Genomic DNA, 14,063 nt, shown 5'->3' with positions numbered 1-14,063 from the left:
AATTGAATCGTTTATTTATCTAATTCTTTTGAAAGCAGCAGTGTCTCACTAGGACTTTCACCAAATAATTCTCTGTAATAACGCGAAAAAAGACTCATATGCCAGAAACCCCATTTGGCTGCTATATTTGCAATGGTGGTTTCATAGGGAGATGATTGCAGTTCCGAGCGAACACGATGAAGACGCAGATTCCGCATGTATTCAACAGGTGTGATACCTAGAACTCGTGAAAAGGCGTGATTTAAAGTACGTCGACTAATACGTAGGTTGATACAGATCTCACCTATGGTTAGGCAATCTCCATCTATCGATAAAGTTAAGTCGCGTACACGGCTGACAATATATCGATGAATACGTTGATCATAGTGTCTTTCCTTACAGTCGCTTGCATGCAGGAGCGCCTGAAGACATGTATCCAACAAATTATCTTCAAAGTGACGCAGTATGTGTTGGATATTTGGATCACCACTACTTTTAGAAATATAGTTGGTGCTGCTATTCAAAGCTGACAGCAATCTTTGTGCAACATCCGTAGGAATTATTTCAACTGGATTAACATTATCCATAAGCTTACGAAGATCAATACCTTCAACCTTTCCGGCATATTCTTCCAGGTGTTCAGCCGAAATTACCGCTGCGGTTATTTCTGAAAAATGAGAAGTCCTGAATAGCAGTTCTCCGTTTTTGTCCAAGGTTATCAATGAGTCAGATTTAACCTGTACACCACCCCATGAAGCATCACCCTCAATAATCGTAGGTATGCCTATTACATATGTATCTTCTGGTGCACTTGCTATCTGATCAACTGCACGGTTCATGCTCTCGCGAAAAATCTGCATATTACGCCCAGTGACACTCATAATAGATCCTGTAAAAGAACCTCTGTCTAACTGAGTGTAATCCTGTGACCAGAATGGCAATGCATCGGCTTGTTCCAAAACATCCCGTGATGTCCGCTCAACAAAATGTATTTTTCTGGTGCCAACAGGATTCCTATTTTTTAAAAGCGCTTCTCTAAAATTCATCATGCTCTCTCCTCGCTCGTTTTTTCCGTGGACATCAAGGTCCGGCACTTAAAATATGCCTTATCGAAAAAAATCCTCTCTCCTTATTGTTTTATGCTATTTGGCTTTTTTAGGAGTTTCAGACTATAGACACAACTCTAGGCAAATAGTAAGAGCTACGGGTAGCAATAAACGGCAACACTCACAATCAAGATTTGATGAAGCTCTCATTTGGAAACAGATCAAGCGGAATAGACCCTGTTTAGCCATACTTCAAATGCATTTTCATCTGACTTAATGGCTTGTCTTTCAATCATACTCTTAGATGACTGCTCGGCTCCTAGAGCGCCTCAGTATTATTGACAAACTTCAGTCTCATAACGACGCCTGTAGAAAGGCTTCTGAGTTCACGTCACTTAGGTGGCTTTGGCGACGTTGCAGATAATAAAACCCTCCTCTTGCAGGCATCAAAACTGGTTTCAACAGCCTGACTAGCAAAAATCGGCAAGACTTACCCAAATCGGGAAAAACCTCTCGGGATCATGCCGATTTTTGCTACGGCATAAAATTTTAACTCGCTATAGTTATCCCGTTGCAATTTTACAACAACGGTGGGCCAGTCTTGGTCATAGGAGGAGAAATGAGAATGAATCTTGGTGCTGAAACTTATCATCAGCAACCCCAAATGAATACTTCCGTTCCAGATGCAATAGATTTTTCTAAGTCGAGTTCAACTAAAGCTCGATTTGCCACGATGGTTATTGCAGTCATGATCGGAATAGGCGGGGGCGGTCTATTAAGTACACAAGGTGCAAGTACAGGCGCTTTGCAATGGATGTTTATTGTACTCGCTCTAATCGGTGGTTTTCTTTCCACATGGTCACCATGCGGCTACTCAAGCCTAAGTCTGCTTCGACCAGCCGGAAAGTATTCATTTAGTTCGGTCATCCGCTGGGCACCGACTTTTATCACCCATGCACTGGGTTATGCTTTAGGAGCCTTGATGTTAGGCGGCATGCTGGGACTGATCAGTTGGGCATTGTTTAGCGCCTTACCATTCACTTACATGGCCAGTGGTATAGCAATACTAGCGTTAGGTTACGGTGCACATCAGCTTGGTTTTATGAAAATGCCATACCCGCAACGCCGGGCACAAGTTCCTCACGATGCAAGATTCCGTTTTCGTTCATCCACTATCGGTCTTTTGTATGGCTATGCACTGGGTATGAACTATCTGACCTATGTTCAAACCCCTATTCTTTACATCGTTACTGGCGTTGCCTTACTCAGCGGCAACGTTACAACGGCAATTGCCGTTATTGCCATATTCAACATCGGACGCTGTTTACCAGTTGCCATTAACTTCCTACCGATTAGTAACCAATCAGTCCAAGCCTGGCTGGCTCGTTGGCAGGAACGTGCTGTTGAAATAGATGGATTCCTTCTACTTTCAATTGGATCAGCAGCCTTAATGCTTCTTATTCTTTGAAGCAGGATGAATCTTGTTTGAAAAATTTAGTAACAAAAACATTAACAACAATTAATGGTTGGAGGAGAGATATGACCATAAAACATAGTGAAATTAGAGCTGGACAAACAAAACAATCCAAGCGTCTCGCAGTCAGTGTGGCTTTTGCTGCGATACTGGCCGGTGGCACTCAAGCCGCTATAGCAGGGGGAGCTGTACCTCAACAATTGGGGTCAGAAGCGACCTTAGAACTAATGGATACACCAGTCATTCTTGATGCACCACCAAGTGATGCCAAACGAGTCTATGTGCTCGACGCGGGTGCTTTTCATATGACGTCAACTTATTACACCATTGATGGCAATAACAACAAACTGCTCGGTATGACTGATGCAGGTAAGTTGCCTCATATGATGCTTGGCGATAACGGTAACTTCATGGCTATTGCCAGCACCATGTATTCACGTGTTGCTCGGGGTACGCGTGATGATTATATCGAAATTATTGACTCAAAAACGCACAGGCCAATAGCAGATATTGATATTCCGGAGGGTCGTTTCCTGACAGGTGTAATGCAACGCATGGCGAGTTTAAGTGCAGATGAAAAACATATCTTGTTCCAACAGTTTTCACCTTCACCAGCAGTAGGTCTTGTTGATTTGGAAAAGGAATCTTTCGTTAAGATGATGCCAATTCCAGACTGTTACCACTTGTTCCCAGTACCGGATCAAAAGTTCTTTATGCATTGTCGTGATGGCTCTCTTCTCGAAGTGAGCTATGACAGTGAAGGGAACACGCAACAGAAAAACACTAAGGTTTTTCATGGTGAAGAGGATTACCTCTTTAATAACCCTGCCTACTCAAACAAAACCGGACACCTTGTGTGGCCAAGTACAAATGGTCGTATCTTCCAAGCCAAGCTAACTGCTTCGGGTGCTGAGTTTATGCAACCATTCGATGCTTTCACTAAAGAACAGAAAGCAGACAAGTGGGCTCCAGGTGGCTGGCAACCAGTCAGTTATCACAATGATCGTAATGAAATATATCTGTTAGCTGATCAACGAGACAAATGGACGCATAAGCTGACAAGCCGTTATGTGTTCGTAATTGACGGTACAACGGGTAAACAATTACGTCGTATCGATATGGGCCATGAAATAAATGGTATAGGCGTAAGTCAAGATGCTGAACCTTATCTTTTTGCTTCTTCTCCAGGAGAACAAACTCTTTACACCTTCGACGCAATCTCTGGTGAGGAACTAGGCAAAATCGATGAGCTTGGAAGAGCGCCTGTATTAATTTACTTACCGGAATAAAGTGAGGAAATTATGAACTTGGTAATTAATGACGCTTCTGTCGCAGTTCTAGCCTCGCTTTTTCTTGGGCTGGTATTAGCAGCCGCAGCGATTCCCAAGTTACGACACCCTGACGAGTTTCAGGGTGTTGTAACAAACTATCGGTTGTTGCCATCTTTTTTGGTAACACCCTTTGCAAGATTGCTTCCTCTAGTTGAACTGGTATGTGCAGTAGCACTTCAAATAACACCAGCTCGAGAAATGGCAGCATGGACAGCAACTGGGCTTTTTATCATGTTTGCAGTGGCTATCGCTATCAATGTAGGCCGCGGAAGAACGCATATTGATTGCGGTTGTGTTCGACGTCCAACCAGTGTCAGTCGTATTGGGATGTTTCATGTACTAAGAGCACTCAGTCTGGCTGGTGTAAGCCTTTATGCCGCATTAGTCCCTGTACAGTTGGCCAGTGTTTCAATTGCATCCTGGGTGATGGGATTGGCTGCAGCAGTGATGCTCACCCTTCTTTATTTGGCAGCCGATTTAATTGTTGGTCTTCCAGCTACTCGCACTAACAAACTTTAGACTTAATTTAAGGAAATACTGAAATGAATGTTGAATTTCTTATTGCATCAAATGTTCTGCTTTGGGGAGCTTTTTTAGCACTAGCTGCACTTATGCTTGGTGTCATTCGTCAGATAGGGCTACTACATGAAAGGTCAGCTCCATTAGGCGCGATGATGATCGATCATGGTCCTGATATTGGTGAGCGTTCCCCCGTCTTTAATGTAACAACCATTGACGAGAAACCATTACTGGTCGGTCGTGCTATCACTCCCGGGCGTGCGAGCTTATTAATGTTTACAGGCCCATCTTGTCCAGTCTGCGCGAAATTATTGCCCATTATTCGCTCAGTAGCAGCAGCTGAAGGAACAGATGTCATTTTGATAAGTGATGGCACCCAAGCCGAGCATCGGGAGTTTTTGAAGAATCATCCACTTCAAGGTGAGCGCTACGTTGTATCTGCCGAAATTGGCATGCGTTATCAAGTTTCCAAAGTACCTTACGGCGTCCTGCTTGACCAAGATGGCGTCATTCAATCTAAAGGTCTTTGTAACACCCGTGAACATGTAGAAAGTTTGTTTGAAGCCATTCGTCTTGGTCACTCTTCATTACAGAGCTTCATGCAAGAAGGCACAGCAGCCCCTGCAGCAAGCTTAGGCAAAGAAACACACGTACATTAACCGGTGAATCAACAGTTATTAAGAACTAACGGAGAGAATAGAAATGAAAAAAAATAAAGGTTTTGACTCTACTATGGAGAAGCTGGCCAGAGGCACTGCCAGTAAAACAGGCCGTCGTGGTTTTATCGGCAAACTCGGTGGGTTTATTGTCGGTGCAGGATTACTGCCCCTACTGCCGGTGGACCGCCGTGGACGAATGAAAGAAGCTAATGCGGCCACAACTGGCACCATGGACAGAAGTGGTTTTCAACCCCAGGATCAAGATACTCAAGCCTGTGATTACTGGCGTCACTGTTCTATCGACGGCAACCTCTGTGATTGCTGTGGCGGTACGTTAACCTCATGTCCTCCGGGAACCGAACTGTCACCAAGCTCTTGGGTTGCAAGCTGTTACAACCCTGGAGATCAGCAGACCTATCTGATTGCCTATCGCGACTGCTGTGGTAAACAGACTTGTGGACGTTGTAATTGCCTTAATACTGAAGGTGAACTGCCGGTTTATCGTCCTGAGTTCTCCAACGATATTGTATGGTGTTTTGGTGCCAATAATGATGCAATGACCTATCACTGCACTATCTCACCTGTTGTTGGTAAGGCCAGCTAAGGTATATAGGCATTACCTAGCATGAGAATCAGCAGCTTGTTTGTATTTTTATCAGTTGTCCTGGCAATTCAGGCTGCTGACTCTTTTGCCTCTGAACTGGAAGCTTTCAAGCGCCCAGAGGGAATTCCGGCGCCATCAACCAATCCACTTACCGTGGAAAAGGCGGCGCTCGGAAAATCCCTGTTTTTTGATCCTCGTCTATCCAGAAACCAGGAAATGTCCTGTGCCACGTGTCATGCTCCAGATAAAAGGTGGAGTGATGGGCGCAAGATTCCACTTGGTGCGGAAAGTCTTTCGAATCCTCGCCGAACCCCCACTGTTTTAAACAGCGCATGGCTTACAACACTAATGTGGGATGGGCGGGCTGATTCACTAGAGTCGCAAGCCATTTTACCAATAACAACTCAACATGAAATGAATTATGACATGTCAGAGCTGACCACTCGCCTGCAAGATGTCAAAGGATATTACCCTATATTTAAAGCAGCTTTTGGTGATGAAAATATCACTCAACAACGTATTAGTGAAGCTTTGGCCAGCTTTCAAAGAACCCTGGTTTCTGCACCATCCCAGTTTGATAAATGGGTAGAAGGTGACAAAAATGCAATTAGTGAAAGTGCCAAAAGAGGTTTTGCACTATTCAATGAAAAGGCACAATGTGCAGCCTGTCATACATCGTGGCGATTTACCGATGACAGTTTTCATGACATTGGTCTTGAAAGTAATGATCTTGGTAAAGGTGCACTAGTGCCGCCTCAAATAATCATTATGCAACACGCCTTCAAAACCCCTTCACTTCGTGATTTACCTGAAAATGGTCCCTTTATGCATGATGCTTCAATGAATACATTGGAAGAAGTAATCAAGCATTACGAAAATGGCGGCATCCAACGAGAAAGTCTTTCTCCTGAAATGAAGCCTTTTAAGCTGACTGAAACCGAGCGAGATGATCTCATCGCTTTTATCAAAACACTGACGGGTCCAGTACTCGGTATTAGATTTCCTGATATTCCTGAATGAATATCACAACATCATTAATAAACTACATCAAATGAAAATGAAGATTCTCGAATTAGAACGTCTCAACAAACTCTTTTTCAATGTGGTCCACATATCAATCTTGAACATAGTTATTGCAGCCAGCGTTATTACAAGTTTTTACTCAATACCGCTTCATGCTGAGGTCCAAAAAGAAGCTGAAACCAAAATTCATAAAGTCTATTTACTGCATCACGATTTTGAATTTGATTTCTATACAGCATCACCAGGCGACATCATAGAAATCATTAATCAGTCAGATATTTCTCATAGTGTTTACATAGAAACACCTGATGAAAAAATCATTAATATCGATGAAAAGCTTTATGTGCAAACACCAGGCGTTTCAGTAAGGTGGAAAGTTCCAGAGTCCGGTGAGTTCCTCCTGCGCTGCTGGATACATCCGGTCATTCACGCCACGTTGCTTATTTCAGAACCTATAGATTAAAAGGCGGCTAAAGCAATAGAGGTGGGAGATGAAAAAAAATAATACTGAACATAATCCCGACAACGCTGAACCCGAGAGAAGAACAGCTTTCAAACAGATATTTCGGCGTTTTGGTGTTGCTGTTGTCGGCACATTGGCAGGACATGCCATATTACGTTCTCGTCCAGCTATCTCTGCTGAAATTATCCGTCCACCTGGCGCAATACCTGAACCTGCATTTGACTCAACCTGTATTCGCTGTGGCCTATGCGTAGAAGATTGTCCCTACGATATTCTCAAGTTAGCAAGCTGGACAGATGAAGCACCTGTTGGCACACCTTTTTTTGTAGCCAGAGAAGATCCGTGCAGGATGTGTCCGGATATTCCATGTGCCCGAGCTTGCCCGACAGGTGCACTTGACCCTTTATTAACAGATATTCGTAAAGCAGATATGGGCGTAGCTGTGCTGGTTGGACATGAAACATGTCTTAACTATAAGGGAATGTCTTGTAGTATCTGCTGGAGAGTATGCCCGATTCGTGATGAAGCAATAACGCTCGAACCTATTCAAAATGCCAAGGGTATATTGCAAATTCCAACGGTTCATTCGGATAAATGCACGGGCTGTGGTACCTGTGAAAAACACTGTGTGCTATCTGAAACAGCGATACGTGTTTTACCACGCAAACTTGGTCTGGGACGTCCTGGAAGAAATGCTGCTGGTCGCGACAAAGTATGATTAAAGTTATCAGAATTATTTGTACTGCAATCTATCGTAAACGATGGTTGATTTCACGCCGAACCGTACAACTTTTTATCCTGCTGGCTTTTTTGTTCTCTTTTCCATTTGTTGGTGACATCGCCACAGGCAACTTATCTTCCAGTGAATGGTTTGGCACAATTCCACTGACCGATCCCTTTATCCTGTTGCAATCATTTTTAGCAGGTTCATCACTCGCCTATCCGGCCTTGATTGGTGCATTAATCCTAGCAGTGTTTTATGCCCTTTTTGGAGGACGAATATACTGTAGCTGGGTATGCCCTATAAACATGCTTACTGATGTTGCCTATTGGCTTCGTCAACGCTTTAACATAAAGAGTAACTTATCCATTTCGAAAGAACTCAGAAAAGCCATTTTGTTGCTCGCTTTATTACTTTCTTTTTCTGCGGGAACACTTGCATGGGAAATAATCAATCCAATAACGCTCTTTCAAAGAGAGTTAATGTGGGCATCAATGTCAGGGGCAATGTTTTTGTTAGGTTTGTTTTTCTTCGATTTGCTGGTTAGCCGCCGAGGATGGTGTGGCCATCTTTGCCCTGTTGGAGCTTTTTACGGATTTCTCGGACAATTCGGACGTATGCGAGTCACCGCCAACAAAGCAGAGTCCTGTGCCGGTTCCGCTTGCTCAGCATGTATGAAAGTATGCCCTGAACCACATGTGTTAGCTCCAGTGGTGTCTCAAAAGGGAAATAAAGTTACGTCGGGTGACTGCACACGCTGTGGGGCATGTCTGGATAAATGCTCAGCTGGTGTGCTTTCTATGAAAATGGATTTAGGTCACAGACGATCATTTAAAAACATTCCCATTGTGACAAAAAAATAGTGACTATAAATAAGAAAGAGGTTGACGGGGTTTCGCCAACCTTTCCAAGACCAACTAATCAACCAAATTAACACTTCCACGCATCATTGATGAATGTCCAGGGAATGAGCAGAAAAAAGTATAAGAACTGTCAGCACTTAGTGCGCCAGTATCAAATGTAACAGAGGCATTTTCTCCTCCACCAAGTATCGGGGTAGCGGCAATAACTCGAGCGTCATTTTCAGGAAGATAATTATTCGCAAGACCTGCAGGAGTTCCCACTTTAACGATTTCAGGGACATCAGATGTTTGAGCTAATACCCAGTTATGCCCCATACCACCTTTTGGTAAACGACCAGTATGCGCAAAGTTTACAGTGAACTCTTCACAGCTCAATGGAATATCCATGGATCGGGTATTGAAAGCCATACCATCCCCTGCACTGATAGACACTTCACAATTATCTGCTGCAGCTACCGTTGGAAGGAAAGCAATTGCTAAAGGTAACAGTAAGTAAAATCGCATATAAATCTCCAAATTATTTAAATAGAGTCTGTGATTTTAGTCCTGTAACTTATTAAGCATTAGCAATAATCGGCATGGCTTTGCCACTATCGTATTGTTAATCAACTTTGATTGGACCTACTAGCCTCTTTTACATGTATGGCTATTGATTAACTGGTAATGCTGGGTAAATGATAAGCTCGCAAACACGGCAATGAAGCTCAACACATATAATGTAAACTGCAATATAGGTGCGAGCAGTCAGCACTAAGCTCTTTAAAGATTGGGAAGTAGCTTACGCAACTAAAAAATCAGCGAAAAATCAAAAATATCGTCAAATATGGGAAATGTGATCAAATTTAGGGGGCTGTTTTTAGCAGAAATGGCAAATTGATGATTTTTACCTCTTTTCTGTTTAAGAATCCATATATTGAATATGCTTGGTTAACGCTAAAACAATAATCAATCACACATGTGTAAATTTTGTGACATTGTTGTACCGCAACCGTTGATATTGAAGTAGGGAAAGGCAGTTTTCAAACGTGGCGAACGTCATTAAGCTGTTGATTTATAAAATATACTGTTTTACCTGTTACGACTTAAAATCCCTCGACTTTGCGGTCGTGCCGGTTCGATTCCCGCCCCGGCACCATTAAGAATACAGAAAGCCTCAATACTGAAAAAAGTGTTGGGGCTTTGTGTTTTCTACTACTCACGTTATTTACAATTCTAGATGATAAAAATTCATCCAATACCAGCACTACTTCATCCCGAACTGAATGGCATGTTTGACGCTCTTTATACCAATCTTGAAGAAGAATCTTAGTTCGTTTATTGGTTAAGCATTTCAATTGGGGCCAGGCAGCCAATCGAACTTCTTTTCCTCGGCTTTGTTCATGATGGGTTTACCAGCAAACTAAAGCACCACAACGAGTAAACTGCATCAATTTCTTTTAAGTTCACGGCTAAAATTATCCAACCGCCAATTTTGCTGCTTGTTGCCACATAAAGTTAGGCATCGGTGTTTTAAGTTGCCAATTTATGCTCATGGGCTGGGAGCCGATATGAGAGAGATATTCAACTTCACCGTAATTTACAAATCCCATTGTACGTCCGTATTCATCTTTTGTTTGCTCGCGCACAAATAAAAACAAACGCTTACCGATTTCTCGGTGCTGAATATAGTCCTTACCACGCCCACGATCAGGTCTTGCACTGTTTTGCGATTGCCAATGGAAAATATGCTCATTGATCGCATAGTCATGGTACATAGTGGTAGGAGAGAACTGCTTTTCATTTTTATCTAAAGTGACAAACATCAGTTCAATATTTTGCTCTTGAATAACAAACAAACCTTCACGCGAGGGAGGTTGACGCTCAAATGTGGTGGCCCCAAACGCCGCTAATATCTGCTCACGAGCATAACGGGCATGAAGCCTAAGTGTTACATCAGGCAAATTCCCCATCAATTTTTGCTCATGTTTGGTTTGCGCTATTTGCCAATTTAATACGTCCAACAATTCCCCCGCAACGCCAAGCTGATCCAAATTAGTAAGACTTTGCGAAATGGAATTAAACCCTAACTCTGGCCCTGTTTTCTGCCAAAAATCGTAGTGGCACATCAGTGCATATCGGTTGCTAATATCTGATAACACAAAACTTGTTTGGCAAAGCTGTTTTAAAAAGTTCAAGTAAGCGTGATCATCACAGGTCAAAATTCGATTGTGAATAGCATTTCTGATCGTTTTTAGCGCAGCTTCATTCTCAGTACGTTCTTTGACCTGATCTTGTGCTTTTGCGACTAATTCCGCCCAACAGCCACGTTTATAAAGCTCATTCAGATCAATGTGGGGATGCTGTCCTAAGAAGTTAGTTAGGTTTAACGGAAGGTTTGAATGCTGTGGAAATTGACGAATCATGGCAACTAGTCGATTCAACGTCAGTGACGCTTGCCGAATATTGGTCAGCACCATTTCTTGAGTTTGCTTCGTCAACTCAATACGGCAACCAAGCGGCGCATGAGGAAAGCCTTGCTTGATCTCTTCGCTGATCGCTCTTGAGCTTTTACCTACTAGCGCTCTGAATTTATTTGCGAAGTCATACTCAGGACGTGAGTTGCCGACGAAATCTAATACCGTACAGCACTGTTTATCTTCAGCTAAACGCAAGCCGCGTCCAAGCTGTTGCAAGAAGATTGTCAAACTCTCTGTTGGACGTAAAAACAGTAAGGTGTCCACTTCAGGGATATCCACACCTTCATTAAAAATATCAACCACACACAGTACATTGATTAAACCAGTACGAATGGCTTGTTGCTTTTGCTGCCGCTCTTGGCTGTTATCACTGGTCAAGACATCCGCTTTAATCCCTTTGAGTAATAGCTTTTGAACCATGTATTGCGCATGTTCTCGGCTAACACAAAAAGCTAAGGCCTTCATTTTGCCTAAATCAGTAATGATTTCCTGCAGACTCAATAAAATCTTATCGAAACGCACCTGGTTATGGGTATACAGATTGGTTAATTGAGAAACGTCATAACGCCCTCGACTCCAAGAAATAGTGCGCAGGTCGGTATCATCATCAATACCGAAATATTGAAATGGGCAGAGATGACGTCGATTAATGGCTTCTGGCAATCGAATTTCGGCAGCAATAACGCCACCAAAATCAGCCAAAATATCGCCTCCATCGTGACGTTCTGGTGTTGCTGTCAGCCCTAGTAATATTGAAGGAGCAAAATGTGCTAATACCGAACGATAACTACTCGCGGCAATGTGATGCACTTCATCAATTACAATATAGTCATAATAATCAGTGGTGAGATTAAGTTGGCCAAGCTGATTATTCAGCGTTTGAATAGATACAAAGAGTTGACGGTAATGCTCTGGTGTATGACCTCCCACCCAGAGCTCACCAAAAGCGCCATTGCGTAAGACGCCACGATAAGCTGCTCTAGCTTGCTTTAAAATTTCTTCGCGGTGAGCTACAAATAAAAATTTTGCATCCGGTTTTGTTTTGTGAAAACGGGCAAAGTCGAAGGCGGAAATCAGGGTCTTACCAGTTCCTGTTGCTGCCACTACCAAATTACGAAAACGACTATGAACACTGCGCTCAACCGCAAGCTGCTCTAGTATCTCGTTTTGGTGAGGAAAAGGCGTGATATCGAAAAAATGCGTTGAGCTTTGCTCATAATCACCGCGTTGTTGTCTTAGTGCTCTGTTAAGTTTTTCACTACTGATCTCATCGTTATTAAATTGCTCAAAATCATTTGATGCCCAATAGGTTTCAAAGGTGCTAAGAGACTTATTGATGATGTGTGGAATTTCTTGAGAAGTGATTTTTAAGTTCCATTCTAACCCATTGGTCAATGCAGAATGAGACAGGTTTGACGAACCAATATAGCCTGTATGGTAGCTAGTATCGCGCAAAAATAGATAGCTTTTGGCGTGTAGCCTCTCACGTTTAGTGTTATAGCTCAGCCTTACTTCTGTATTAGGTAGGCTTGCCAGATATTCGACAGCTTTAGCATCGGTTGCTCCCATATAAGAAGTGGTGATGATTTTTAACTCTCGGCCGCTCGAAGTGAATGCCTCAAGCTCTTTACGGAAAATTCGGATCCCTGCCCACTTAATAAATGATACAAGCCAATAAATTTTATCGGCCGATAAAATTTCTCTTTTTAGTTCAGATTCAAGCGATAGCCCTGCATTGCTGCCACAAAATAACTCGCTTTGGGTCAAACCAGTGAGGGGAAATATGTCATTAATATAGTTTTTTAGGTCGGCAGAAACAGGGTTTTCTAAATCGTATAACGCGGTAAGAATTTTGCCTTGGCTCGTGAGTAAATTATCTTCAATAAAATCTTTATCTTGAATTTGCGTCTTTAACCAAAGTAATAGTTGGTTAGATAGTGAAATTTGCTGTTGTAAGCGGTCATCACTTGCGGGTACCGATTCAATTGCATATTCCAGAATGTGTGATAAAAAGCGTGATAACCAAACAGATGCTTCATTGCCATTTAACTCACGCTCACCAACGTAAAAGCGCTCACGGTCTATCCTGCTTTCGATGAGCTGCGTAATAAGCTGCTCATAAATTCCGACCTGCTGCATAATTTTCCTTTCATTCTAATGGCTTGTTTGAACTGGTATTACAGCTTCACAGCCACCACCCCACTTTGTGACTTATTCAATCAAGCGACCCGATTTTTTTGAAATTCAACTCACTCTTCGACCTGCTCCGTTAATCGGTAGCTAGTATTTCGACCACCACCGAGGTTTTGTATAAATATACCTCTTGTCACCAGATCCTGAATATCACGTAAGGCTTTGTCAGTAGAGCATTTCGCCAGCTTGGCATATTTGGAGGTATTCATATGGCCTTCAAAGTTATCATCCAACATGCGATTGATAATATCTCGTTGCCGTTCGTGATCGGACGTTCGTTAGTTGTTTTCTGTAACAACAAGCTTATTTACCGCATTTTATGCGGTGATTAAGTGTATTATTCACCGCAAGCGGGGGATCACCATCATTGTCTAGACACTTATCAGCCATTTCTAAAATCGCTTATCAAACGCGATGGCGTAATAACTAATTATTGAAACCATGATGACTTGGATTATGCATAAATTTTTCCATAATCTATACATGAGAAAACCTATATGTATAGATTTTATCGATTTATTAATATGCTCCATTCCTCAAGCTAAATGTCGTTAAACCCCATATCTAAATTACACCCACAAAAAAGCCCCCTTTCGGGGGCTTCTTGTTTTGCGTGGTTTCAAATCTTAACGATTGCAGATGTACATCGTTACTTCGAAACCGAAACGCATGTCTGAATATTCTGGTTTAGTCCACATGTTAATCACCTCCCGGTTATTTCGTTAACTTACA

14 protein-coding genes are annotated in these 14,063 nt (G+C 42.5%); 9 read left to right on the top strand and 5 right to left on the bottom strand.

Translation table 11 applies throughout. From position 1 onward, the window contains the following. Nucleotides 1-11: 11 nt before the first annotated feature. Complete coding sequence (locus tag B2W60_RS10680; protein WP_292360724.1) at nt 12-1,028, bottom strand: helix-turn-helix domain-containing protein; 1,017 nt, start codon at nt 1,026-1,028, stop codon at nt 12-14. Between the two features lie 622 nt (nt 1,029-1,650). On the opposite strand from B2W60_RS10680, the gene B2W60_RS10675 reads away from it, so the two are divergent. Genes B2W60_RS10675 through napH form a run of 9 tightly spaced genes read left to right on the top strand, consistent with a single transcriptional unit; the run spans nt 1,651 to nt 8,682 of the window. After that, nucleotides 1,651-2,493 carry a methylamine utilization protein MauF gene (locus B2W60_RS10675; RefSeq protein ID WP_292360726.1) on the top strand — a complete coding sequence of 281 codons (843 nt, stop codon included), beginning with the start codon at nt 1,651-1,653 and terminating at the stop codon, nt 2,491-2,493. 17 nt (nt 2,494-2,510) lie between these two features. Beyond that, on the top strand, nt 2,511-3,788 hold the full coding sequence (gene mauB / locus B2W60_RS10670) for a methylamine dehydrogenase (amicyanin) large subunit (RefSeq protein ID WP_292360728.1): 1,278 nt from the start codon (nt 2,511-2,513) through the stop codon (nt 3,786-3,788). A gap of 12 nt (nt 3,789-3,800) precedes the next feature. Next, nucleotides 3,801-4,349, top strand: coding sequence for a MauE/DoxX family redox-associated membrane protein (locus B2W60_RS10665; RefSeq protein WP_292360730.1), 549 nt, complete (start codon nt 3,801-3,803; stop codon nt 4,347-4,349). 23 nt (nt 4,350-4,372) lie between these two features. After that, nucleotides 4,373-5,008 (top strand): methylamine dehydrogenase accessory protein MauD, encoded by a 636-nt coding sequence (gene mauD, locus B2W60_RS10660; RefSeq protein WP_292360732.1) that lies wholly within the window; start codon nt 4,373-4,375, stop codon nt 5,006-5,008. 43 nt (nt 5,009-5,051) lie between these two features. Beyond that, on the top strand, nt 5,052-5,612 hold the full coding sequence (mauA, locus tag B2W60_RS10655; RefSeq protein WP_292360734.1) for a methylamine dehydrogenase (amicyanin) small subunit: 561 nt from the start codon (nt 5,052-5,054) through the stop codon (nt 5,610-5,612). Nucleotides 5,613-5,648: 36 nt separating this feature from the next. Continuing rightward, the gene (mauG, locus tag B2W60_RS10650) at nt 5,649-6,632 is read left to right on the top strand and encodes a tryptophan tryptophylquinone biosynthesis enzyme MauG (RefSeq protein ID WP_292360736.1); all 984 of its coding nucleotides are present in this window, start codon (nt 5,649-5,651) and stop codon (nt 6,630-6,632) included. A gap of 37 nt (nt 6,633-6,669) precedes the next feature. Next, a complete protein-coding gene (locus B2W60_RS10645; protein ID WP_292360738.1) occupies nt 6,670-7,098 on the top strand; it encodes a hypothetical protein in 429 nt (142 codons plus the stop codon). Nucleotides 7,099-7,126: 28 nt separating this feature from the next. Further along, a complete protein-coding gene (gene napG, locus B2W60_RS10640; RefSeq protein ID WP_292360740.1) occupies nt 7,127-7,816 on the top strand; it encodes a ferredoxin-type protein NapG in 690 nt (229 codons plus the stop codon). Continuing rightward, a complete protein-coding gene (napH, locus tag B2W60_RS10635; protein WP_292360741.1) occupies nt 7,813-8,682 on the top strand; it encodes a quinol dehydrogenase ferredoxin subunit NapH in 870 nt (289 codons plus the stop codon). The genes napG and napH overlap by 4 nt, the downstream gene beginning before the upstream one ends. 54 nt (nt 8,683-8,736) lie before the next feature. Here napH and azu read toward each other — a convergent pair whose 3' ends face one another. The 4 genes from azu to pqqA all read right to left on the bottom strand — a co-directional run bounded on the left by azu (nt 8,737) and on the right by pqqA (nt 14,029). After that, on the bottom strand, nt 8,737-9,186 hold the full coding sequence (gene azu, locus B2W60_RS10630) for an azurin (RefSeq protein ID WP_292360743.1): 450 nt from the start codon (nt 9,184-9,186) through the stop codon (nt 8,737-8,739). Nucleotides 9,187-10,136: 950 nt separating this feature from the next. After that, nucleotides 10,137-13,277, bottom strand: a complete 3,141-nt coding sequence (locus tag B2W60_RS10625; RefSeq protein ID WP_292360746.1) for a DUF3427 domain-containing protein — start codon at nt 13,275-13,277, stop codon at nt 10,137-10,139. A 110-nt stretch (nt 13,278-13,387) separates the two neighbouring features. Next, a complete protein-coding gene (locus B2W60_RS10620; protein WP_292360748.1) occupies nt 13,388-13,540 on the bottom strand; it encodes a hypothetical protein in 153 nt (50 codons plus the stop codon). Between the two features lie 417 nt (nt 13,541-13,957). Continuing rightward, entirely contained in the window at nt 13,958-14,029 is a 72-nt protein-coding gene (gene pqqA / locus B2W60_RS10615; protein WP_081443609.1) for a pyrroloquinoline quinone precursor peptide PqqA, read from the bottom strand. Nucleotides 14,030-14,063 lie beyond the last annotated feature (34 nt).

The sequence above is a fragment of the Methylophaga sp. UBA2496 genome (assembly GCF_002341635.1).
Taxonomy (GTDB): Bacteria; Pseudomonadota; Gammaproteobacteria; order Nitrosococcales; family Methylophagaceae; genus Methylophaga.
This window is presented reverse-complemented; position numbering and strand designations above follow the sequence as displayed.

What these genes read in the sequence shown, in the direction of transcription:
- B2W60_RS10680 (WP_292360724.1), bottom strand. Translation starts at nt 1,028, where the DNA reads ATGATGAATTTTAGAGAAGCGCTTTTAAAAAATAGGAATCCTGTTGGC.
- B2W60_RS10675 (WP_292360726.1), top strand. Translation starts at nt 1,651, where the DNA reads ATGAATCTTGGTGCTGAAACTTATCATCAGCAACCCCAAATGAATACT.
- B2W60_RS10665 (WP_292360730.1), top strand. Translation starts at nt 3,801, where the DNA reads ATGAACTTGGTAATTAATGACGCTTCTGTCGCAGTTCTAGCCTCGCTT.
- mauD (WP_292360732.1), top strand. Translation starts at nt 4,373, where the DNA reads ATGAATGTTGAATTTCTTATTGCATCAAATGTTCTGCTTTGGGGAGCT.
- mauA (WP_292360734.1), top strand. Translation starts at nt 5,052, where the DNA reads ATGAAAAAAAATAAAGGTTTTGACTCTACTATGGAGAAGCTGGCCAGA.
- B2W60_RS10645 (WP_292360738.1), top strand. Translation starts at nt 6,670, where the DNA reads ATGAAGATTCTCGAATTAGAACGTCTCAACAAACTCTTTTTCAATGTG.
- napG (WP_292360740.1), top strand. Translation starts at nt 7,127, where the DNA reads ATGAAAAAAAATAATACTGAACATAATCCCGACAACGCTGAACCCGAG.
- napH (WP_292360741.1), top strand. Translation starts at nt 7,813, where the DNA reads ATGATTAAAGTTATCAGAATTATTTGTACTGCAATCTATCGTAAACGA.
- azu (WP_292360743.1), bottom strand. Translation starts at nt 9,186, where the DNA reads ATGCGATTTTACTTACTGTTACCTTTAGCAATTGCTTTCCTTCCAACG.
- B2W60_RS10625 (WP_292360746.1), bottom strand. Translation starts at nt 13,277, where the DNA reads ATGCAGCAGGTCGGAATTTATGAGCAGCTTATTACGCAGCTCATCGAA.
- B2W60_RS10620 (WP_292360748.1), bottom strand. Translation starts at nt 13,540, where the DNA reads ATGAATACCTCCAAATATGCCAAGCTGGCGAAATGCTCTACTGACAAA.